The 23,963-nt window shown below is 57.3% G+C and carries 17 protein-coding genes; 16 read left to right on the forward strand and 1 reads right to left on the reverse strand.

The window, feature by feature from the left end; translation table 11 throughout:
- The first annotated feature begins 11 nt into the window (after positions 1-11).
- The 16 genes from nudC (at position 12) to OZX70_RS01830 (ending at position 22,143) form a co-directional block, all read left to right on the forward strand.
- A complete protein-coding gene (gene nudC / locus OZX70_RS01755) occupies positions 12-1,160 on the forward strand; it encodes an NAD(+) diphosphatase (protein ID WP_277181563.1) in 1,149 nt (382 codons plus the stop codon).
- Between the two features lie 182 nt (positions 1,161-1,342).
- Positions 1,343-2,875: a L,D-transpeptidase gene (locus OZX70_RS01760; RefSeq protein ID WP_277181564.1), complete on the forward strand. Its 1,533-nt coding sequence runs from the start codon at positions 1,343-1,345 to the stop codon at positions 2,873-2,875.
- 183 nt (positions 2,876-3,058) lie between these two features.
- Entirely contained in the window at positions 3,059-3,469 is a 411-nt protein-coding gene (gene gcvH, locus OZX70_RS01765; RefSeq protein ID WP_277182063.1) for a glycine cleavage system protein GcvH, read from the forward strand.
- A 152-nt stretch (positions 3,470-3,621) separates the two neighbouring features.
- The gene (locus OZX70_RS01770) at positions 3,622-4,854 is read left to right on the forward strand and encodes a phosphatase domain-containing protein (protein ID WP_277181565.1); all 1,233 of its coding nucleotides are present in this window, start codon (positions 3,622-3,624) and stop codon (positions 4,852-4,854) included.
- Between the two features lie 154 nt (positions 4,855-5,008).
- Positions 5,009-7,636, forward strand: a complete 2,628-nt coding sequence (locus OZX70_RS01775) for a S9 family peptidase (protein WP_277181566.1) — start codon at positions 5,009-5,011, stop codon at positions 7,634-7,636.
- Between the two features lie 264 nt (positions 7,637-7,900).
- Complete coding sequence (locus tag OZX70_RS01780; protein ID WP_277181567.1) at positions 7,901-8,944, forward strand: 3-isopropylmalate dehydrogenase; 1,044 nt, start codon at positions 7,901-7,903, stop codon at positions 8,942-8,944.
- A gap of 351 nt (positions 8,945-9,295) precedes the next feature.
- Positions 9,296-9,976 (forward strand): TM2 domain-containing protein, encoded by a 681-nt coding sequence (locus tag OZX70_RS01785; RefSeq protein WP_277182064.1) that lies wholly within the window; start codon positions 9,296-9,298, stop codon positions 9,974-9,976.
- A 128-nt stretch (positions 9,977-10,104) separates the two neighbouring features.
- Positions 10,105-11,178 carry a lipoate--protein ligase family protein gene (locus tag OZX70_RS01790; RefSeq protein WP_277181568.1) on the forward strand — a complete coding sequence of 358 codons (1,074 nt, stop codon included), beginning with the start codon at positions 10,105-10,107 and terminating at the stop codon, positions 11,176-11,178.
- A gap of 79 nt (positions 11,179-11,257) precedes the next feature.
- Positions 11,258-11,971, forward strand: coding sequence for a Crp/Fnr family transcriptional regulator (locus OZX70_RS01795; RefSeq protein ID WP_277181569.1), 714 nt, complete (start codon positions 11,258-11,260; stop codon positions 11,969-11,971).
- A 202-nt stretch (positions 11,972-12,173) separates the two neighbouring features.
- Positions 12,174-14,453, forward strand: coding sequence for a transglycosylase domain-containing protein (locus OZX70_RS01800; protein WP_277181570.1), 2,280 nt, complete (start codon positions 12,174-12,176; stop codon positions 14,451-14,453).
- 287 nt (positions 14,454-14,740) lie between these two features.
- Positions 14,741-15,556: a DeoR/GlpR family DNA-binding transcription regulator gene (locus tag OZX70_RS01805; protein ID WP_277181571.1), complete on the forward strand. Its 816-nt coding sequence runs from the start codon at positions 14,741-14,743 to the stop codon at positions 15,554-15,556.
- A 36-nt stretch (positions 15,557-15,592) separates the two neighbouring features.
- Entirely contained in the window at positions 15,593-16,846 is a 1,254-nt protein-coding gene (gene galT, locus OZX70_RS01810; RefSeq protein WP_277181572.1) for a galactose-1-phosphate uridylyltransferase, read from the forward strand.
- Positions 16,847-16,902: 56 nt separating this feature from the next.
- Complete coding sequence (gene galK / locus OZX70_RS01815) at positions 16,903-18,165, forward strand: galactokinase (RefSeq protein WP_277181573.1); 1,263 nt, start codon at positions 16,903-16,905, stop codon at positions 18,163-18,165.
- 288 nt (positions 18,166-18,453) lie between these two features.
- On the forward strand, positions 18,454-19,635 hold the full coding sequence (locus OZX70_RS01820; RefSeq protein WP_277181574.1) for a thiolase family protein: 1,182 nt from the start codon (positions 18,454-18,456) through the stop codon (positions 19,633-19,635).
- Positions 19,632-20,909 (forward strand): hydroxymethylglutaryl-CoA reductase, degradative, encoded by a 1,278-nt coding sequence (locus OZX70_RS01825; protein ID WP_277181575.1) that lies wholly within the window; start codon positions 19,632-19,634, stop codon positions 20,907-20,909. Before OZX70_RS01820 ends, OZX70_RS01825 begins: the two co-directional genes overlap by 4 nt.
- A gap of 37 nt (positions 20,910-20,946) precedes the next feature.
- Positions 20,947-22,143, forward strand: a complete 1,197-nt coding sequence (locus tag OZX70_RS01830; RefSeq protein ID WP_277181576.1) for a hydroxymethylglutaryl-CoA synthase — start codon at positions 20,947-20,949, stop codon at positions 22,141-22,143.
- Between the two features lie 56 nt (positions 22,144-22,199).
- Here OZX70_RS01830 and OZX70_RS01835 read toward each other — a convergent pair whose 3' ends face one another.
- The gene (locus tag OZX70_RS01835; RefSeq protein ID WP_277181577.1) at positions 22,200-23,738 is read right to left on the reverse strand and encodes a glycoside-pentoside-hexuronide (GPH):cation symporter; all 1,539 of its coding nucleotides are present in this window, start codon (positions 23,736-23,738) and stop codon (positions 22,200-22,202) included.
- Positions 23,739-23,963 lie beyond the last annotated feature (225 nt).

Here is a 23,963-nt window from a genome sequence, read left to right on the forward strand (position 1 = left end):
AAGAGGTTGACATGGCTGCTTCGTTTTCATCGCTGGCATTGACTCAGGTGCTGCCGTTCCTGCCGCTTGCCCAGGGCGACATCGACTACCAGACCGAGCGTAGAGGCGACCCCAACCTCATTGCGGAAGTTCTGGCACAGCCGAAAACGACGGTCGTTTTCGTGCGCGATGGGCTTGTGGCCGTTCCTGACGGGCAAGCGGCGCGCGTCGATTTCGAAACCGCAAAGATACGTCTGGCCGAGGTGCCCGGAGAGTACGTTTTGCGTGCGCTTGGTGACAGGATTGACGATTCTTCCAAAACCGGTATCATCCCCATATTTCTTGGCAGTTATGGTATTGGCAGTAATCGCCCTCAGGCTGTTGTGGCTTTGGACGTCTCGGATTTTGCGGAAAAAGCGGGCGTGGAAAGTCGGGATGGCGAATCGGGGATGCATCCCGATACGGGCAAAGGCAACGCTGGATTAGGCGCGGAGACTTCATCGCCGCAAACCGACCAATCCGCGCAGAGCCAGGTGCTCGAGCGCGCCCTGCAGCGTTTCGACTGGGTTTCCCTGCTAGGCTTCGCCCCGCACGCCTCGGCCCGCGAAACCGGGCAGGCCACCACGGCGGTTGCCTTGAGCAACTGGCACAACAGCCAGAAATATTGTCCGCGTTGCGGTTCTAGGGTTCGTCCGGCCATGTCTGGATGGGCTCAACAATGTGACAACGAAAACTGTGAGACGCACCATTCACTGCTTTTCCCGCGTATTGAGCCGGCCGTCATCACTTCGATTGTCGACGGTCAGGGCAGGCTATTGCTGCAGCATAATAAAAAATGGAGCGATCCGTCCTTCTATTCGGTATGTGCGGGATTCGTCGAAGCTGGCGAGAACCTGGAACACGCCGTGAAGCGCGAAGCCGCAGAGGAAACTGGCCTGACGCTCGGCGAGGTGAAATATCTGGGCTCCCAACCCTGGCCGTTCCCGGCATCGTTGATGGTTGCGTTCAAGGCTCGTGCACTTGGCACCGATGTCAAGGTGGATGGTCTTGAAACGCTCGATGCTCGTTTCTTCACCAGGGACGAATTCGCCGAAGCGCTGACTACCGGTCAAATCAAACAGCCAGGCAAGGCGACCGTCGCGCGTTACATGATCGAAGAATGGTACGGGCAGAAATTGTAACGCAAAAAACCGTGATGTCTGTCGGATAAAATATTTAGATATCTCTGGATTATCTGTTTGGGCGTTTCTCTTTTCGCTACGTGGCGAACGGCTTCGTTTACCGCTTTCTGCACCGCCATCACGTCATATCTCTGCGATAATCTAGTGACTTAGTACGCTGAGAAGGGTATCTGGAGGAAGTAATGGACAACGTCATGAACAGCGGCAACGAGCCTGAGGCGCTGACAAGTGAGCTCAGCCAAGCCGATATCGCCGCGCTTGGCATCGGCGCTCATGCGATGCCTAAAAAGCAGGTGAAGCACCGTCTGCCGATTATCATCGCTGCCGTGGTGTTTGCAGTGCTTGTCGTTGCGTTGATTGCTTCGTTCTTTGGCGCACGTTGGTATTACAAGGATAAGGCCGCTCCGGGGGTTCATCTCGGCGATGTGGCTGTGGCTGGGCAGAATGCCGCTCAATTGAAGCAGACCGTCGACCACGAAGTCCAGAACTCGAAGGTCACCATCACTGACGGGCAAGGCAAGAAGGCCACCGCCGGCTTCAAGGATCTGGGCGTGAAAGTCGATACCGACAAGACCGTGCAGGATCTCCTCGCCGCCAAGGGGGATGGCGCGGGTCGCGTTGTTCCTTTCCAGAAAGCCGATGTCAAACTCGTGGCGGATGTCACTGACCTGCCGATTAACACCTATCTGACCAACACGTTCGTCAAGGATGGCGACAAGGCCGTCCCCTCAAGCGTGGCTTTCGATGGCAACTCCAGCCAATTCGTCGCTGCCGCAGGCCATGGAGGGCGTGCTCCTGAAATGAGCGGCGTCAAGAATTCGGTCAACACATTGATTGCGGATCCCGGCGAAACCAAAACCGTGAAGGTCTCCTACAAGACCATCGATACCCCTGTTTCCCAAAGCGCTGCGCAGACGGCAGCCGACGCGGCGAACAAGCTGCTGGCCAACAAGATCGTCATCAATAACGGCGACGCTAGCCAATTCGAATTGCCGGTGGCGCAAGTGGCCTCGTGGATCAAACCCAATGCAGACCTTGAAAAAGGGCAGGTTAATCTCAGCATCGACAAGAACGCCATTGCGGGCTATATCAACAGTGAAATGCCCAAGCAACTCAACCAGGATATGGTCAGCCAGCAGGATATCGTCGACGGCAACGGCAAGGTGATGCTTACGATGACCAAGGGTGTCAACGGCGTCAAGGTCAAAGACGGCGATGCCGTGGTCAATCAGGTCTACTCTGCCATGACCAGCGGTCAGCCGGCCACCATTCAGGCCGCGGCGGACATCACCAAATTCGACGTCAAACAGACAAAGTCCGAGATGCGCATCGTCGTTGACCGGTCCACACAGACCGCGACGGTCTACAAAAACGACCAGGTGGTGAAGACCTTCCTAGTCTGCACGGGCAAGCCCGGTGGTGACGAGACCACTTTGGGCAATTACGTCATCTATCTGCGTTACGCGGTACAGACCATGCGTGGCCCGGGTTACGTTTCTCCGAACGTGCGTTGGGTCAGCTATTTCAACGGTGGAGAGGGCTTCCATACTGCGGATTGGAATCCGGTCGGTATTGCCACCGGCAACCCGTCTGAGTATGGCTCGCATGGCTGCGTGAATATGAACGTCAATGACGCCCAATGGATTTATGACAACTGCCCGCAGGGCACGCTGGTGCAGGTCGTGGGCGACCAGCCTGCCGGTGCGGTGCGCTAAGAGTAGGCTCGCTCGGTTCTTTTTCTCAGGCGTCCTCTTTGCTACGGCAAGCAGGACGCCTGTTTCGCGACGTGCAAAACGGGCAAGTGGGTCATGCTGTAATCTGGCAGTATGAACGAAAACGATATCAATGATTTTGACAAGACCGACGAAACCGACAATGTTGATTCCTCCGATTCCGCAATGGCCAGTGCGGCTTCCAAATCCGTCTCTTTGGATGTACCGGACCACCTGCAATATTCCGGCGACCACGTCTGGGTCGAGGACGTGGACGGGCTGGCCGTCATCGGGCTGACCGAATATGCGGCCTCCCAGATGGGCGAGATCGTCTATGTCGATTTGCCCGAGCCGGACACCCCGGTGCGTGCGGGCGATGAGATTGTGGAAATGGAAAGCGCCAAGACGGTGCAAAATCTTATTTCCCCGGTCGAAGGCACCGTCAAATACGTCAATCAGGCTGTTTCCGATGACCCACAGGTCATCAACAATGACCCATACGGCGAGGGCTGGATTCTGAAAATCGAGATGGATGACGACGAGCCCGAGCTGATGGATGCCGACCAGTACGCCGCGATGGTGAAGCGCGCCGAATAGTCGATAATCTGCTCATCCACTTGTGCGTAACCAAATATCAACAATCAATAAATAATAACTAATACTCGATACCGATATCCGAGTATCGGAAACGCAAACAGCAAAGCAAACACAACCCGAGTTCAGACTCACGATTAAACGAACGGAAACACATGGCACGCAAACCCGTCAAGCAGCAAGTCAGTCCGACGCAGGCCGACCAAATGCCTACGGTGCCGATTGAAGTGCATCGCGCCTCCACTTCGTTCGATTCGTCGAAAACCATCAGCGCGTCCAGCCGATTCGGAGAACCTTGGGTGCAAAGTACGCGAAAGGCGATCACCCAGGGGTTTGGCGCGTGGACGCGATTTTCAACCGGGCTGGTGCGCAAGTGGGGCTGGTATCCGAAAGTCGAGCCCTACGCCGGCTACGGAACCGGTGACTATGCCAGGCTCGTCTGCCGGACGGTGATGGCGCCCGGCGGTTCGCGTTCAGGGGAACTGATGCGCGGGATTCGTGGCATGCTCTCGGTGCCTGCGGCCGGAGTAAGAGTCAAAATCGAAATCGATGGAGTGCCGGTCAGCCAGGTGCAGGTCGGGGTTTCCGAGGTCTACGACCGCTACGATTCCTCGCGTGAGATAAGTTCCGAATACGCTGTTTCCGACAGGGCCGGGTACCTCGACCTGGTCGCCGAACGCGGCAATACGCCGGGTGTCCACCGTGTTTCCTACCAGGTCGCCAGGCGTAAGAAGGTCACCTCGGAACTGTTCGTGGTGCCATCCGGTGCCAAAGTGGGCATCATCACCGACGTCGATGACACCATCATGGTCACTCAGGCGCCAAGCCCAGTAAAGGCGGCCTACAACCTCCTGCTGCTCAACCCCAAGAAGCGCAGCACCGTGCCAGGAATGAGCGCTCTCTTCACCCGTCTGGCCGACATGATGCCGGATGCACCGTTCTTTTATCTTTCGACTTCGCCTTGGAACGTCGAGAGTTCGATACGCAATTTCATCGCCGAACAGGGCTATCCCGCCGGACCGTTGCTGTTGCGCGACCTCGACCCGCGGCCCAAGACCTTCGTCCCCTCTGGGGTCGAGCACAAACTCCAGTTCGCCGAGCAGCTGATGGAGGATTTCCCGGATATGAAATTCATCCTGATCGGCGATGACGGGCAGAAGGACCCGGTGACCTACGCCACCATCGCGCGGCGCTACCCGGGGCGGGTGCTGGCCATCGCCATCCGCGAGCTGAGTCCACGCGAATCCTCGGCGCTGGGCCAGGTTGCGGGGCTCACCGCCACCCAACCCATGCCGGTGACCGACGTTCCCGTTTTCACCGGCACCACCGGAGCCAACATCATGAAGACGATGCTGCCGTATTTGCGCCATGAACTCGGGCTCGAGTAGCCGACACAATCAAGGTGGCCGAGTCAATCAATGGGATCAAACGCACGCTTCGCTCGAAGTGGTTTGAAAAGGCAACAGAGGTATGTATTGATAGGATTTTCGTCTCAGACCTGACAAGTTAGGCTCTTCGCTTGACGAGTATAATCTGATGGTTATGACTGACGAAACGAACCCCACGATAGTGTCGCCGCAAGGAACCAACAACACGTCCGCTCCACAGGTTTTGCCTGTTCCGCACGCGAAACGTGAACCGAAGCCGCGCACGGTGCACGGCGACACTTTCATCGATCCTTACGAGTGGATGCGAGACAAGAATTCGCCGGAATTGCAACGTTTTGTGCGTGAGGAAAACGAGTATTATACGGCGAAGACGGCCGGTTTCGACGGGCTGAAGCATCGGCTTTTTGAGGAGCTCAAGTCTCGCGTCGACGAGACGGACATGTCGGTGCCGACACGAATGGATGGTTATTGGTATTTCGTGCGTACCCGGGAAGGTCTGCAATACGGTGTGCAGTGCCGACTGCCGATTGCCGGCCCTGACGACTGGGATCCCCCGCAAATCAAGGCGAGCGACGCACCGGGCTCAATGCCTGGGGAGCAGGTTGTTTTCGATCCGAACGTCGAGGCGAAAGGCCATGATTTCTTCCGCTTGGGCGGGCTTGATTTGACCCGCGACGGCCGCTGGCTGCTTTACGGCGTCGACACCGCCGGCGGCGAACGTTACGATTACCGCATCCGCAGCCTCGAGAACGGCCATGAATTGCCGGAAGTATTCAAAGGCATTGCCGAGGCCTGCTTCACTCCCGACGGCAAGTGGGTATTTTATACGCTGCTTGACCAATCTTGGCGGCCATATGAGGTTCGCCGGCATCAGGTCGGCACAAGTGTCGACGATGACGTCGAAGTCTTTCGTGAAAGTGACGAACGGTTTTGGATCGGTGTCGGGCTGAGTTTCGATGAGCGTAACATTGTCATCGGTTGCTCGTCCAAGACCACCAGCGAGGTGCTGATGCTTTCGGTCGACAATCCGGAAGGCGAGTTCCGTGCGTTCATTCCGAGGAAGGAAGGCGTCGAATACGACGTCAGTTTCGCTCGGTTCGAAGGTGCGGGCGTTGACGGATCTGACATTCCGCTGGCGCTGGTCTACCACAATGCGAAGAACCCGAATTTCGAGGTGGACGTGGTCGATTTGAGCGTGCACGAACCGCCATATGCCTTGGGCGAGGGTGTTGCTGTGGCTCTTGGCTCGCCGTATGGCTGTGAGCGTGGCGATGAAGTCGAGCCGGGTGCAAGTGGAAAACCGGTGAATACGCCCTATAACAATCCCGATAATCCCGAAATCCTGCGTGGCGCCCGCGGACTAGGTATCGAAGGCATCGCGATGTATCGCAATTTCGTGGTGCTGAGCTATCGAAAAGACAGCTTGCCGCACATTGCGGTGATGACGAAAAACGATGCATTGCAGGACTTTTTGGCGCATCGTCCGTGGCGTTTCCGTGAGCTGAGGCCAGACTCGGATGGGGGAAGCGAACGCTTGTATTCCATTGCGGCGGGAGGCAATCCCTCCTACGACGTGCCGCGTATGCGTTATTCGTTCTCAAGCTATACGCAACCCGGCCAGTTGTGCGAGCTTGACGTGGCGACCGGCAAAAGCAGGTTGCTCAAGCGGGCGAAAGTGCGTGGCGGCTTCGATGCCGCGAACTACCGCGAGCGGCGCATCTGGGTGCGGGTGCGTGACGGCGAGCTGGTGCCGGTTTCGCTGGTCTGGCGACCGGATTGTTGCAAGGCGATGGCGGAGCTGGGCGATGATTTGAGACGCATCGATTTGCTGGATATCGCTGAAAATTCCACGAACTCGGATTCCCCCTCGCGGGGTGTAAATGCTTCTGCAACTCATACTGGAGTAAACGGTGCCGCACATCCGGAAAGTCAAGACTTGCGACCTGGTGCCGGGCCGATGTTCATCACCGGCTACGGTGCCTACGAAGCCGATAGCGATCCCGGTTTTTCCGTGGCACGCGTAAGTATGCTCGATCGGGGCGTGCTTTACGCCGTGGTGCATGTGCGCGGCGGTGGCGAGATGGGTCGAGCGTGGTACGAGCAGGGACGAAGGCTTAATAAGCGTAATACGTTTACGGATTTCGTAGACGCCACCAAAGCCTTGCAACAGGCCGGACTTGCCGACCTGGAACGTACCGTTGCCAATGGCGGTTCGGCTGGTGGGTTGCTTATGGGTGCCGTGGCGAATATGGCTCCGGAATGTTACGCAGGAATTGAGGCGGACGTCCCGTTTGTTGACGCGTTGACTTCGATTCTAGACCCTTCGTTGCCGCTGACGGTTACGGAATGGGACGAGTGGGGTGATCCGCTTCACGACAAGACCGTCTACGACTATATGAAGTCGTATTCACCCTATGAAAACGCGCCATTCGGCCATTGGCAGGGTGATGCTGCGCCCGATGGTTCGTCATTGAATCAGAGCGCGGCAAATTCGAAAGCCGAAAACCGAGATGCCGGTAACAATGCCTTTGACGACAATGCATCTGATAATGCTACTTCGCGCTACCCGAAGATTTTCGCCACCACATCGTTGAACGATACCCGCGTGCTCTGTGTGGAGCCGCTCAAGTGGATCGCCCGCCTGCAATCGCAAGGCGTGGATGCCATCGTGCGCGTCGAAGTCGAGGCCGGCCACGGCGGCACTTCCGGCCGCTATAAGCAGTGGCAGGAGGTCAGCGACGAGAACGCCTGGTGTCTTCATACCATGGGAATTGAAGAGTAGGTAGATAACCTCGTTTTGTTGCAATATCGTTTTCTTGGTGCACCAAGTCATCCGAAATTTTGAAAAAGGGAGTTAATTCTTCGTATTTTGGCCATCTTGGTGCGCCAAGATAGGCGAAAATGTGTCTTTTGGGGTTAATTCCTTGAATTTTGGCCTACTTGGTGCACCAAGAGTCCCAAAAGGGTCGAATATTGCAGAATTATCGGTGTCCATTTTCCGGACCAAATAGTGGACAGTGTGATGTTCGCGACTATTGTCACGGCTATGAGCACTAAAAAAACATATCATATCGCCGTCATTCCAGGCGACGGCATTGGCAAGGAAATCATTCCCCCGGCCCAAGAGGTCATGGAGAAGGCTACCGAAGGTGTGGCCGACTTCGAATACGACGAATTCGATCTTGGTTCCCAACGTTATGTGCGTGATGGGGCGGTGCTGCCCGACGAGGATCTCGAGCGTATCAAGAAGACCGATGCCATTCTGTTGGGGGCCATCGGCGACCCTAGGCTCGACGTACCAGCCGGTTTGCTTGAACGTGGCTTGCTTTTGAAGCTGCGTTTCGATCTCGATCAGTACGTCAACCTGCGTCCCTCCAAGCTTTACAAAGGCGTTGAATCGCCGCTCAAGAACCCGGGCAACATCGATTTTGTCGTGGTGCGCGAAGGTACTGAGGGCATGTATTGCGGCGTCGGCGGCGCGATCCGCAAGAATACCCCGCAGGAGGTGGCCACCGAAGTCTCCACCAACACGGCCTACGGCGTCGAGCGTGTGGTGCGCTACGCCTACGATCTGGCGATGAAGCGCAGGAAGCACATCACCTTGGTGCACAAGAAGAACGTGCTGGTCAACGCTGGCGACATGTGGCAGCGGATCGTTGACAAGGTTGGCGAGGAATACCCCGAGGTCAGCCACGACTACCTGCACATCGACGCGACCACCATCTTCATGGTCACCGACCCGAGCCGCTTCGACGTCATCCTGACCGACAACCTCTTCGGCGACATCATCACCGACGAGGCCGGTGCCGTGGTCGGCGGCGTCGGCTATTCCGCTTCCGGCTGCATCAACGCCAGCAACGAGTATCCCTCGATGTTCGAACCCATCCACGGCTCCGCGCCCGATATCGCCGGCAAGGGCATCGCCAACCCAACCGCCACCATTCTCTCCACCGCGATGCTGCTGCGTCACCTTGGCATGGACGAGCCGGCTGCGCATATCGAAGAGGTCGTCGAGGCCGACATCGCCGAGAACGCGAAGAAGCAGCGCACCACGGCCGAGGTTGGACGGGATATTCTCGCGCGGCTGTAATAATCGAAAACCGAAACGATGACAAATGGTACTAGATATTAAAAAATAATCTGATCGAGCATATTGTTATTGTTTTGTTTCGGACGCTTTCCGCAAAGGGAAGCGCCCGTTTTTTATGTTCAAAAAGATCACAGCATCCCAATTTACAGCAAGTTTCCAGTATTCTTACATAATCGTCTCGACCGTTTAGGCTAGGCTTAAGGCATGAACAATACTCCAGATCCGCAGGTCGGGCAGCCCGGAGCGCAATCTCCGCAGGATTCCGGCAACCAGAATGATTTCGACACTTCGCAGGATCAGTCGAGTCAGCAAAGCCAGACGCAGGCACAAGGGCAGCAGGGGCAGCACGGCATGCCAAACACTGGGTATCAGGCGCAGGGCCAGCAGTATGATCAACCAAACTATGGTCAGGGCGGCGCTGCTCAGGGAAGCCCACAACCCAATCAGCAGCCGAACTATGGCCAGCCGCAATACGGTCAGCAGGCCAATTATGGCCAACCGCAGTACGGCCAGGCCGATTATCGCCAGTCGCAGCAGCAGAACTATGGCCAGCCGCAATACGACCGGCCGCAATACGGCCAGCAGCCCAATTACGGTCAGGCCGATTACGCTCAGACCCGCTATTCCCAGACTCAAACCAGTCCTTCGCCCCAGCCCGGCTACGGTTACGCTTCCGGCAACTACGGCCAGCAGTATGGCTACAGCCAGAACGGATACCCGCAAGGCGGCCAGCCTTATGCGCCGCAATACGGCTGGACTGAGCCTTTGCCGTATGGCTACCAGCCCAGAAACAAAATGGTTGCCGGACTTTTGGGCATCTTTTTGGGATGGCTTGGCGTTCACAATTTCTATCTCGGCCACTATGGCAAGGCCGTTGGCCAGCTGCTACTGACGGTGATTGGTTCGATATTTTTCGGACTCGGTGCAGTAGCGTCCTTCATTTGGGGCTTTATCGAGGGTGTGCTCATCTTGAGTTCCGACTACGGTTCCCCCTGGCACAGGGACGCCAAGGGTGTCGAGTTGCGCGAATAGCGGCTTTTCAGCCTTGAGAACAGGCCAGGTTTCGGCGATCTCGGCTTACGGTTGGCCTGTTGTTCCCATATGCGGTGAGGTAGACGCTTTTGCGGCGTTCCCCTCACCGTTTGATATGCTGAAGCGTTATGAGAGGCGAATACAAGACCCCCGGCGGCAAACTGGTCGGAGTCGATGTTGTTGTGAACGAGGCCGGCAAACCGGTTTCCTCGACGATTGACGGGGACTTTTTCGTTCTGGGCGATGACGATGCCGCTCAAACCATGCTTTCGGAACTCGGGGCAGCACTCGTGGCGCGCAGGCCGTTGGCTCCGATATTTCAATCCTATCCGTCGGTCAGACTGGTGGGTGTCGACGACGTTGCGATCTCAACCGCGTACCGACGGGCTTTGCGGACAGAAAAAAACGGGTCTGAAAGCGAAACGGGCTGTTCAATTTGTGCAAATGTTGGTGTTGATGATGGTTCAGACATATCGACGTCAAATAATGACGCTTTTCATCAACTCCATGAAGAGCGTTGGAGGTCGCTGCGCCCGTTGGTGGTGCATGACGTTCCTCGCGCTCCCGCCGAACAGATGGCGACGGACGAGCAGTGGGCAAGACAAGTCGCAGCCGGCAAAAGGCCTGCAATGCTGCGCTTTTGGAGCTGGTCGGGCCGCGCCGTGGTGGTAGGCAGATTCCAATCAATCGAGCAAGAAGTCGACGTGAAGGCCGCAAAACAAGCGGATTTTGCCGTCGTTCGACGCTCAACTGGCGGAGGGGCGATGTTCATCGAACCGGGCAAGACGATCACCTATTCCTTCTACGCCCCCAAGGGTTTCGTCGAAGATGTGCCCGTTGGCGAATCGTTTCGTCTGTGCGATCAGTGGCTCGTCGATGCATTAAAAAGTCTTGGAATTCCAGCGTTTTTCAGCGGTACCAACGATATCGCCTGCGTTCAAGGCAAGATTGGGGGAGCGGCGCAACGGTTCTTTCCGCCGACAGACGGAGGGCCGGGAGCGTTGCTGCACCACGTCACGCTTGCCTACGATATTGATACCGAAAAAATGGGGAAAATACTTAGAACCTCACCCGAAAAGCTCCGCGACAAAGCCGTCAAATCGGCCGTCAAACGAGTTGCGCCGATCAGACGGCAAACGGATATGGGGTTTGAAGCGGTTTCCGCTTACCTCGAAGAGTATGCCAAGCTGAGCTACAATTAAGGTAGATTTTGAGGTTAACCAGTTTCAAGGCAAATGAATTTCTGGTGACGACACAGTAAGTATTTGGAGGTGCGATCTCGTGGATAGTCCGAACGGGGCAAATGAAGCCGACAATGAACTTCTGCAGACGGCTTTGTTCAAGCATGTCTCCCACGCGGATGCGGAGGAGCTCATGCCCTACATGAAGCGTGCCGAATTCGAGAAGGGTGACTACATCTTTCATGAGGGTTCCACCGACCAGCGTATGTATCTGCTGGAAAGTGGGAAAGTGAAGCTCACCCGTGAGGCGAGTGATAACCGCATACAGCTTTTGAGCATTCATACCCGTGGCGAAATTCTTGGAGAGATTCCCGTCTTCGACCCGGCCGGTGGCCCCCGTACGGCTTCCGCCATCGCGATGAACAACGGCACGCAGGTGGGCTGGCTCGAGCACGACACCCTGTTCTCCTGGCTCAACAAGCACCCGCGCGTGGCCGTGGACATGCTGCAGGTGATGGCCAACCGCATGCGCGCCAACAACGAGCAGATTTCCGATCTCGTCTTTATGGATGTTCCAGCCCGCCTGGCCAAGACGCTGCTTGATCTGGCCTCCCGTTTCGGTGAGCCGGTGGAATCCGGTGTCAAGGTGCCGCACGACCTGACGCAGGAGGAGATGGCGCAGCTCGTGGGTTCCTCGCGTGAGACGGTCAACAAGGCGCTGATGGACTTCGCCAACCGAGGGTGGATCGCCCGTGAAGGCCGTTCCATCATCATCTATCAGCCTGGTGCGTTGATTCGTCGTTCCCGTCACTGATCGGGATTGGTATTTCGCGCTGATTTTTATCATATTCGCGGTTCGTAGCTTTGTGGCTACGGCCGCGAATTTGTATCTGCCGACCTCGGATTTTTCGGCTTGCTTTCTGCGACCTCCCAGACTCTCCGAAACGGTCTACGCAATCTGCGATAAGGCTATGCAATTGGCCGTTTCGGTAGAGGCGATATCCTAGAATGACACCATGCCTCAAATGAAGAACAACCTCACTGTGCGACGCGTGATCGCTTTGCTGTTGACCTACGTCACCCTTTGCGTCGCCGGTGGTGTCGTCGGCGGTATGTTCTTCATCCCCGGTGTGCTCGGCCTCAATGGTGCGGCGCGCACCATCGCACCGTCTCTCAAGACGGAGAACATCGATTTCGACGTCACCAGCCTGCCGCAGAAATCCACTATTTACGCTTCCGACGGCAAAACCGTCATCGCTTCCTTCTATGCGCAGAACCGAACCGTGGTCCCGCTGCGCCAGGTCTCGCAGCCCATGCAGCAGGCTGTGGTCGCCCGTGAGGACCGCCGTTTCTTCGAGCACGCCGGCGTGGATATGCAGGGCGTGCTTCGAGCCTTCGTCCAGACGTTCATCAGGCACGGCGACACCCAGGGCGGTTCGTCGTTGACACAGCAGTACGTCAAGAATGTATTACTCATAGAGGCGAAGGAAAAGAACGACCCCATCGCCGAATACCACGCCTCGGAAGACACGATCGCCCGTAAGATACGCGAGATGCTGATCGCCGTTCAGATGGAGAAGCAGTATAGCAAGGCCGAGATCCTGCAGGGTTACCTCAACATCGCCCAGTTCGGGCGCAACAACCTTTACGGTGTCCAGACCGCCGCCAAGCGCTATTTCAACGTCTCCGCCGCAGATCTCAACATCGGCCAGGCCGCTACTATCGCGGCCATCACCAAGAACCCCGCGAAATACGATCCTTCGGTGCCGGAAAACCAGCCCGAAGCCCAAAAACAGCGCAACATCGTCCTTGACCTGATGCTGCAGCAGCATTTCATCTCGCAAGCCGACCACGACAAGTTCCGCGCCGAGCCCATAGCGCAGACACTCAATCTGCAAGATAATTCCACGCAGATCGGCTGCCAGGTGGCCGGTGACGCAGGGTTCTTCTGCGATTACGCCACCAAGCAGATCCTCAATTCCAAGGAATTCGGCAAGACCGCTCAGGATCGTAGCAAGCTTCTGAACGAAGGCGGGCTCAACATCTACACCACGATGGACGTGCACGCCAACGCCGATGCGATGCAGGCCGCGCGCGATACGATTCCCGTCGACGATCCCAGCGGCTTCGAGGTGACTATCGCGGCCATCAAGCCAGGTACCGGGGAAGTGCTGGGCTTTGGCATCAACCGCACCTACGATCCCACCGATGCCGCAAAGAACGACCCGACCCGCACGGCTGTCAATTATGCGGTCGACGAGAAAGACGGCGGTGGCGGCGGCTGGGGCGTTGGCTCCACGTGGAAGCCCATCAACCTGGTGGCCTGGATGCAGTCTGGAAAATCCATCACTCAGTCTTTGCGTCTGAGCAGCTACTATCCGGTAGGTTCGTTCGCCTGCGCCAATTATGGTGGACAGCCTTACGGCTGGAATGTACACAATTCCGAAGGCGGGACGGCCAGTGTGGAGTCTCCTCTTCAGGGCCTCATTCGTTCGCACAACACAACCCAGGCTGGCATGGCCCAGCAGATAGGGCTCTGCCCCATCGGCGAGGCAGCGAAGGCGATCGGTTACCACAACGCCTCGGGCGACCCCGATCCGTCCACGCGTGCAACCTTGGAACGCTTCAACGGTTCGATGACAATCGGCTCGGTGGCGGCCTCACCGCTGACGATGGCCAATGTTTTCGGCACTCTCGGCGCCAACGGCGTCGAATGCACCCCGATCGCGTTGAAGAAGGTCGTCAACAAGGCCGGCAAATCCATGAAGGTGCCTTCGGCCAACTGCCATCAGGCCATCGAGCCCGGCATCGCCCAGACCGTTGGCTACGCGTTGAACCAAGGTGTGGTCCAGCCCGGCGGCGAGGCGGCCACCACCCAACTTGACGGCGGACGCAAGACCTTCGCCAAAACCGGCACCAACGAGGACACGTATATGACCACGGGCGGTTTCTCGCCGAATCAAGTCGCCTCGTTCGTCTCGGTGAACAACGCTGAGGTTCCGATTTCCTTCAACGGCAAGACCATCAACCACAAGTCCTACGGCCAATGGTACGGCATGTATATCGCCACCCCGGCCTGGAAAGACTTCATGAACAGGTATCTTGCCGATATCCAAGCCCCTGTCGACAACAACTACGGCGCTCCGGACCCGAAGTATATGGGTGGTGCCAGCACTTCCACCAATAACACCGGCCAGTCCACTACGGGCAACAACACCATTCCCGACCGGCAGGGATACGAGCAGCAACCTCAGACCCAACAACAACAACCACAGACTCAACAACAGCAACAGTAGGTTCCCAACACCGCGCAGCTTGGGCAGCGGCAATAGACGAACGGCGGGCAATAGATTAGTTGCGGTAAGTCAGCGCGTTTGCAACGCAGGGTCTGCTTTGTGTCATTTGCGTTGCATTGGTGGCATTCCTCAGGGTTTGATGTTGGTCGCATCTTAGACGATTGAAAAATTCCATGCCAAATGCTCCGGAAGATGATTTACAGAGGCATGGTCCAGTTTCATCAAATGTTCGGTTTTGGTAAACCTACCATATGAAACGCTCAAGTGGGTTTGTTTGATGCTCACATTTGTGCGATAATGTTCATATGATTTCGTCACAACGGCAGCATTTGATCTTAAGCAGGCTTCGTACCCGCGGCGCGGTACGGATCACTGCGCTTTCCAAAGAGCTCGGCGTTTCGGCCATGACGGTGCGTCGCGATATCGCGGACTTGGCCGACAAGGGGCTCTTGAAGCGCGTCCACGGCGGAGCGGTGACCACCAGCACGCTCTTGAGCGAGCCTCTGTTCTCCGTCAAATCCCAGATGGACATCGGGCTCAAGGACTCAATCGCGCAGGAAGCCGTCAAATATGTCTCGCCCGGCGACGTGATCGCCATTGGCGGCGGCACCACGTCATACATCTTCGCCCAGCATCTGCTGGAAAGCCAGCGTGCGAGCAATATCACCATCCTGACCAACTCCATCCCCGTCGCGGAACTGGTGCAGGCGCTGGAAAGCAAGGATGTCGAAGTCATCGTCACCGGCGGCGTGATCACCCGTTCGAATTCGCTGGTCGGTCCGATTTCCGACAAGGTCATCGAATCGCTGCGCGTCAATACCGTGTTTTTGGGCACGCATTCCGTCTCGGTACCCCGCGGTTTCCTTATGCCGAACTCGCTTGAGGCCGCCACCGACATGGCCATGATGGACATCGCCGACAGAACCATCATCTTAACCGACCACACCAAGTGGAGCTGCACCTCGCTTTCCCTCTTCGCACGTTTCGATCAGGTCGACACCCTCATCACCGACGACGGGCTTGACTCGACTTCGGCCGAAGAAACGCGCAAGCTGGTCAAACATCTGGTTCTGACGAAAGGCCCAGGGCAGGTCGAAAACTGAACGTCGAAAATCAAAAACTTACGCAAAGGAACAGCAATGAAGCAGCATGAATTCAAGTATTATCATCCCGGAAAATATGCGTCTGAGCATATCCGCATCACGCCGACGAAGCTTGCGGACGGACGTGATTTCTTCTATCTGGACGACGACCCGGAGTATGTTTCCGGCGCCAAAACCCGCGAGTTGGTCGACCCTCGGCCGCTGGCCGACCGGTTCGCCCCGCATCGCGACGCCGACGGCAACGAAGTGCCGTACGCGGAGCCGATTATGCGTCGCGACCCGCTGACAGGCGACTGGATTCCGATGGCGGCGGCCCGTATGAACCGGCCGATTACCGCCGGTCCTGGGGCCACGGCCAAAGGCAATCCGCTCGCGGCACGCAAGCCCGGCGACCCCTATCAGGACGGGGAAGTGCCCGACACCGATTACGACGTGGTCATTTTCGAGAACCGTTTCCCCTCGATGGTACAGGTGCCCGGCGTGCCGAACGTGGTCACTGACGTCGACGGCAATCCGCTTTGGGAGCAGAGGCCCGCGGCCGGACGTTGCGAGGTCATCTGCTTCGATCCGAACGAGAACGGCCTGCCCGCCGATCTACCGGTATCGCGTCTGCGCACGGTCGTTGAGGCGTGGGCCTTCCGCACCGCCGAAATCTCGCATATCGACGGCATCGAGCAGATCTTCCCCTTCGAGAATCACGGCGCCGAAATCGGCGTCTCGCTGGCGCACCCGCACGGTCAGGTTTATTGCTACCCGTTCATCCCGCCGAAGATGGAAACCGAGCTAAAACACACGCAGTCCTACCACGAGAAGACCGGTGGTAACCTGCTGCGTGACATCATGAACGCCGAGCTTGAAGCCGGGACGCGCGTGGTGATGCGTAATTCCAGCTGGGTCGCCTACGTTCCGGCGGCCGCGCGCTGGCCTTTGGAGGTCCACGTCGCCCCGATGCGCGATGTCTTGACCATCGACGAGCTCAATGATCAGGAACGCTGGGACTTGGCCTCGATGTATTCGCATCTGCTGCGCCGCGGCAACGCCTTCTTCGATAAGGGCGACGGCAAGGGCATGGATTTGCCGTACATTTCGGCCTGGCATCAGGCTCCGATCCACGATTCGCGCCGCGAGAACTACCGGCTCAACCTCCAGTTCTTCTCGTTCCGCCGCGCCGCCAACAAGATCAAGTACCTGGCCGGCTCGGAATCGGGCATGGCCGCTTGGGTTTCCGACACGACGCCGGAACGCATCGCCGCCCGCTTCCACGAGCTCGGTCCGATCGACATCGACTGAGCCGATATATTCTACAACCCTTCTACTGAACCATCATTTCAAAGGAAGAATTCATTATGACGAGTGATAACAGAACCGTACAATATCTTGAGCCATTGAATGCCAAAGAGGCCGTCGGCAAGGTCGCTGAATTGTTCGTGGACACGTTTGGCGCCGCGCCTAAGGGCGTCTGGAGCGCGCCGGGGCGTGTCAACCTCATCGGCGAGCACACGGACTACAACGCCGGTCTGTGCCTGCCCATCGCGTTGCCGCATCGTACCTTCATCGCGCTCTCCCCCCGCAAGGACACTGTAGTCCGTCTGGTCTCCGATATGGGCGACAAGGCAGTGACCACCACCGACCTCGAAGACCTCAAGCCCTTGGGCGTGAAAGGCTGGGGAGCCTACCCTGCGGGAGTGGCGTGGGCTCTGCGTGAGGCCGGATTTGCCGGAGTCCAGGGCTTTGACGCCGCTTTCGTCTCCTGCGTTCCGGTCGGCGGCGGCTTGAGTTCCTCAGCGGCAATGACCTGTTCGACGGCGCTGGCGTTGGATGATGTCTATGACCTGGGCTTCGGCGGTACGGACGCAGGCCGAGTCAGGCTCATCGATGCCGCCATGCGCGCGGAAAACGATATGGCGGGTGCCTCGACCGGCGGGCTCGACCAGAACGCTTCCATGAGGTGCCAGGCCAACCGCGCATTGCTGCTTGACTGCCGTCCTGAACTTGATGCCGTGCAAAGCGCCAAGCAGGAACCGTTCAATCTCGGAGCGCTGGGGTTGGAATTGCTTGTAGTCGACACCCAGGCTCCGCACCAGCTCAACGATGGCCAGTACGCTGAAAGGCGCAAAATGTGCGAGGATGCCGCACGTATCCTCAAAGTCAAGAATCTGCGTGTCACGGCTGACGAAATCGCCGCCTCGCCCGATCCCTTCCAGGCGCTCAAGGAAACGTTGGACGCATTGCCGGACCCGACCATGAAGAAGCGGGTGCGTCATGTGGTCACCGAGATCGCGCGTGTCCGTTCGTTCGTCAGGGCGTTCGCCGCAGGAGACGTCACCGAGGCCGGACGCTTGTTCAATGCCTCCCACGATTCGTTGGCCGCCGACTATGAAGTCACGGTGCCCGAACTTGATGTGGCTGTGGATGTGGCGCGCAAGCACGGTGCGTATGGCGCCCGCATGACCGGCGGCGGCTTCGGCGGTTCCATCATCGCACTGGTCGACAAGGGCCAGGGCCGCCCGGTGGCGCAGGCCATTGCCGACCAGTTCGCGCATCGTGGTTTCCACGCTCCGCGCGCGTTGGCGGCAGTCGCCTCCGATTCCGCACATAAAGAGGCATAAGCCAAATCGATAAATATGATAATCGAACCCAATTTGTAATGATAATGCAAGCGCAAAGTGCATATTGTCATACGTTTTGATAGCAAGCATGCTGAAGTTGTGATGAACTTGCGATATCCGTAAAGGGGCTGTGAACGCTGGTGGAGATAGCGTCACAGCCCTTTTGCGTCCCAGCGTTCCTCGCTTAATCTGGCAGACGCTAGGGAGGATTGTGCTTATGCGCATGTTGGATTTGGGCTTGGGAAGGCTCGTCGATTTCGCGAGCCTTGAATTCGTCGGAGCAGCACGATGATCGGAACACAGACTTTGATCAACGATGACGACGTGGTCATCGCCGCTTCGTGGCGCACCGCAACCGGCAAGTTCCGTGGTACGTTGAGCGGCATGAGCGCGGTGGATATGGCGACCGATTTGGTCAAACGGGGATTGCAGCGTTCCGGCTTGTCTACCGAAATGTTCGATCAGGTGATTCTAGGCAATGTACTCGGCACCGGCTCCAAGCAGAACGTTGCACGCCAAGTGCAGCTCGGCGCGGGCATGCCCGTTGTTGGCACCGCCATGACCGTCAACCAGGTCTGTGGTTCCGGGCTCAAAGCCATCCGACTGGCCCAAAGCGCCATTACGATGGGCGACGCTGATGTGGTGCTGGCCGGTGGTACGGAAAGCATGTCGAACGCGACCGCCTTCGCGCGACGTACCGGCAAGAACGAATTCGATTTCGACGATTGGCACGATACCTTGCATTACGATGCGCTCAACGACGCTTTCGGTGACTATGCCATGGGGGTCACCGCCGAAAACCTTGCCAAGCGCTTCGGTGTGGAGCGCGAGACGTTGGATCAGTTTGCGCTCGATTCTCAGCGCAAGGCTGCCGCAGCTTGGGATGCCGGCTATTTCGACGGCGAGGTGCTGCCGGTCGCGGGACTTGAGCGTGACGAAACGATGCGGCCGGAAACAAACGTTGAGGGGCTGGCCAGACTTAAGCCGGTTTTTGAAGCAGAAGGTATTGTCACCGCCGGTAATACATCGCCATTGAGCGACGGTGCCGCCGTGATGGTGGTTACTACGTTCGGCAAAGCCCGCAAACTTGGCCTTAAGGCACAGGCGGTGATTCGTGGATATGCCGAGGTCGGCTACCGGCCCGACCAGATGGGTTACGCCACGATTCCGGCCATCAAAAAGGTGCTGGAACGCTGCGGACAGCAGGTCGCCGACATCGATCTGTATGAAGTCAACGAGGCGTTCGCCACCCAGGCCTGGCTGACGCGCGAACAGTTGGACATCGACCCGGCTCGTTACAACATTTCCGGCGGGGCGCTCGCGCTCGGGCATGCGCTCGGGGCGTCGGGAGCGAGAATATTGACTACGCTGGTTCATAACTTGCGTCGAACCGGAGAATCTCTCGGCGTCGCGGCGCTATGTGTCGGCGGCGGGCAGGGTGTGGCCATGGAGGTGGAGAACATACGATGACGAAATTCTATGAGCTTTCCACAGGTGAACGGCTTGCTCGACTGCGTGTCGAAGATGCGATTGACGATGGCGATTTGCGAATTTTGACCGATGAGCCGGCGTTGCCCACCGCTGTGGCCGCCAATATGGTGGAAAACCAGATCGGCAATTTTCCGGTACCGCTCGGCTTGGCCGATCATTTTGTGATAGACGGAGAGACGCTGCGGGTTCCGATGGCCGTCGAAGAGCCGTCAGTGATCGCCGCCGCCAGCAACGCCGCGCACCGCATCGCCCGCGCCGGTGGCTTCCGCACGTCGGTGCATCGCGACGGTATTACCGCACAACTTGTATTTACGAACAATGATTCCTTGTCATCCGATAATGGTGGCTTGACGAGATTTGTGCGTGAGCATGAACCGGCAATTCGCAAGGTCGCGCGCGAGGCGCATCCGAGCCTCGAGACGCACGGTGGAGGGCTGCGTGGGGTCAGTGTTTCCGTTAGCGCCGAAGGATTCGAGGAAATCGACCTGCTGATCGACCCGGGTGACGCGATGGGTGCGAACGTGGTCAATACCATCGCCGAGGCGGTTGCGAAATATTGTGCCGAACGGCTTGACGGGCTTGATTTGCTGATGGCGATACTTTCCAACGATACAGGGAACCAACGTGCGCAGTCGGAGGCGCGTATCGATTTTGATAATCTGCCAACCCGCGATATGGATGGCGCAGAAGTCGCACGTCGTATCGTCGCCGCAGCGCGTTTCGCCGAAATTTCGCCCTTGCGCGCGGCCACGCACAACAAGGGCATCATGAACGGCATCAATGCGGTGGTGCTCGCCACCGGCAATGACACCAGAAACATCAACGCCGCGGTCTACGCCGACCTCAGTGAGCAGCGCCGGACGTGGACGAAATGGTCTATCGACGAAGAACGTCGCCAGTTGGTCGGCCACATCGATATTCCGTTGCCTCTGGGCAGCGTCGGCGGTGCGATGTCAACGCTGCCGATGGCCAAGTTCAGTCTGAAACTGCTACGTAACCCTGATGCCAGGCGGTTGATGGGCATCGTCGCCAGCGTAGGTCTCGCATCCAACCTCGCGGCGATGCGGGCGCTGGTGACGCGCGGCATTCAGGAAGGCCACATGAACCTGCAGTTTAAAAGCCTTGCGATGTCGGCCGGTGCCAAGTCAAGTGAACTGGAACAAGTGGTTGCCGGACTTCGTTCCGATCCTGCGAAAGCCAGCTTGGAAACGGCGACAATCCTTCTTAATCAACTACGTAATACATCGAAGTAATTCCAACCAAAAATGAACACAGAACGGACGAATCGCGATGAAAGAAACCAACGCAACCGACAATATCAAGGTCGGCATCGACAAAATCAACTTCTACACGCCCAACCATTATCTCGATTTGGTGGACCTGGCCGAAGCCCGAGGCGTGGACCCGAACAAATTCCTCATTGGCATCGGGCAGAGCAAGATGTCGGTGGCCGCGCTCGACCAGGACATCGTCGCTATGGCCGCCAATGCCGCTGAACCCATGTTGACTGATAATGAACGGCAGGAAATCGGCCTGCTGGTGGTCGCCACGGAAAGTGGTATCGACCAGTCCAAGGCCGCCGCGCTCTTCGTCCAAGACCTCTTGAGACTCAGCGCCAATCTCCGCGCCATCGAAATCAAGGAAGCCTGTTATGGGGCCACCGCTGGCATCCAGCTTGCGTGCGATTACGTGCGCAGTCATCCCGGACGCAAGGCTCTGGTCATTGCTTCGGATATCGCGCGCTACGGCCTCGCTACCCCCGGCGAAGTGACGCAAGGGGCTGGCTCGGTGGCGATGCTCGTCACCCGCAATCCGGAAATCTTGGCCATTGAGCCGGAATCGTTTTATGAAAGCCGCAGCACCGGCGATTTTTGGAGACCGAATTATTCGACCGTTGCCTTCGCGCGTGGCAAGTTCTCGGAGGAAGTCTACGTCGGCATGTTCGAGGAGCTTTGGGACAAGGCGCAGGAGCTGGGCTCGGCCAATCCCGAGAGCCTGCAGGCGTTGCTGCTGCATATCCCGTTTTCGAAAATGGGACGGAAGGGTTTGCGAACGTTGGGCAACGGCAAAATCGACGAAGCTGATTACATGCGCTTGACCGAGCGTTTCGAACAGAGCATCGTCTACGGCAAAGAGGTCGGCAATATCTACACCGGCTCGATTTACCTTGCCCTGCTTTCGTTGTTGGAGAATGACGAGAGCCTTAAACCAGGCGACCGCATCGGCCTGTATTCCTACGGTTCCGGTTCCGTCGCGGAGCTTTACTTCGGCACATTGCAGCCCGGTTACACTCAACGTTTGGATGCACAAACTCATCGGGCTATGCTTGATGGCCGCGAGCGTCTGAGTATGAGTGAATACGAGGCGATGTTCAGTGCCGAACTGGTGAGAGACGGAAGCGAACAGGACCTCGGCCGCAGCGACCACGCCGCCAACGCACCGCACTATCTGGCAGGAATGAAGGCCCACGAGCGGCAGTATCGCTAAGTCGCGATTGCCCCTTATGGGCCTTCAGATTCGACGCAATAAGCGAAGGCTTGCCGCTATCGATTCTTTTCTGCAGATTCGTCGGCGGCGTTCGACTTGGAGTCTGTCGTCACGCTTGCAGTTTGTGATGCAGTAGCGTCACTCGCGGGTTCGGCAGCAGATACATCCCCAGAGGCCTGTGTCTCCGGCTCGAGCCTGGCCTTGAGCTTTTTTACGATCTCGTCGTGCTTGCTTTCGGTAAGGGTGACTTTCAGCGCGAATACGATTGCCGATATCACGATGAGTACCAATGGCATGTAGAGCATGAAACCTTTGAATTCGGCCACTCCGGTATTCGAGATATCGGCCGCAGTGGCAGCTCCCGTCATGCCCGCCGTCACTGCAGCGAAGCTGACGATAGCCGTCGAGAACGATCCTGAAAGCTTGTCGATCAACGGGCGGACGGTGAGCGTGACGGATTCGTTGCGTGTTCCCAGCTTGAGCTGGCCGTATTCCACGCAATCCGAAATGGTGTTGAGCACAACCAGGAACACCAGTGGTTGCGCCACGTAGCATATGCCAGTAGCCACCAAGGCCAGGACCACGCTGTGCCCGGAGAAGATGAAGAGGATGTAGCCGACCACTTCAACGGCCACCGAATAAAGGTAGACACGCTTGCGGGTGACAAGCCGCTGCAGGGTGGGGAAGCTGATGACGGCGAGGATGCCGAGCACGGCTTCGACCACGCCCACCAGCGAATATGATTCTGGCTTGCCCAAAACGTAACGGAAATAATAGACAACCATCGAATTGGTTGTGGAGAATCCGAAGGCGAAAAGCAGATAAGCCAACGCAGTCCACATAAGCTGGTCGTTTTTGCCGATGATGCGGAAGATATCGCGGAACGAGGTCTTCTGGGTGTTCTTCCTGATGTCGTCCTTGCCCTCTTGAGTACCCCAGCAAGTAAGCAGGGCGCCGATAAGCGAAAGGGCGGCGATGACGACGGCAAATCCAAGCCAGCCGGCCCGAGTCTGTTCGTTGCCTTGAGTATGCGCGAAGACATGCGAGAACCAGACGTTAAGAGGCACCAAAACCACAGCGACGCCGGTGCCGCCCAAGGTGGAGCCGAAACGGGCGATGGAGCTGATGCTGGCACGGGAATCGGAGTCCAGACTGAGCGAAGGCAGCAGACCCCAGAAGGCAACGTCAAGCACGGAATAGGAGAAGTCTGCAATGACGAAGACGATGACGAAAAGTACCAGATAGACCATGGGATGACTGGCGGTGAGGCCAAAGAAATTGGAGAAAATCAGTACCAACGCGATGGAGCTGATGACGGCTCCGCCCATGATCCATGGTTTGAATTTTCCCCATCTCGTATGGGTGTTGTCGACCAAGGCGCCCAGGAAGGGGTCGAAGAATATCTCGATGATACGGATGGTCACAACCAACGTGGTGATTACTCCGATCAGCCAGGTGTTGACCTGTCCGCCGTTCGATGTTTCCAGAAGCTGGCTGGTGACGAAGGTGATGAAATACGTCGTCAAGGCCGCATAGAAGGCGTCGTGTCCGAACGCGCCGAATGCGTAGGTGATGGATTGCTTTAATTTGCTCATGTCGTTCTCCTGTTTACAGTCTGCGAAAGGTGGAGCCACTACGCTCCCACGGCTTTCGAAATGAGATTGTCTTTTGCCGCGCGCTCTGGTCGTTTCATCCGGGCATCGCTGCCTGGTGCGAGCCTCGCGCGTTGAAAGACAATCATGGATTGCCGGTGTCAACCTTGTTCTTGTCCATCACCGTGTCCTTTCGATTTGCATTGATTGCCATATATGCACCGTTAC

Origin of the sequence: Bifidobacterium sp. ESL0732 (assembly GCF_029395535.1) — a bacterium.
GTDB lineage: Bacteria > Actinomycetota > Actinomycetes > Actinomycetales > Bifidobacteriaceae > Bifidobacterium.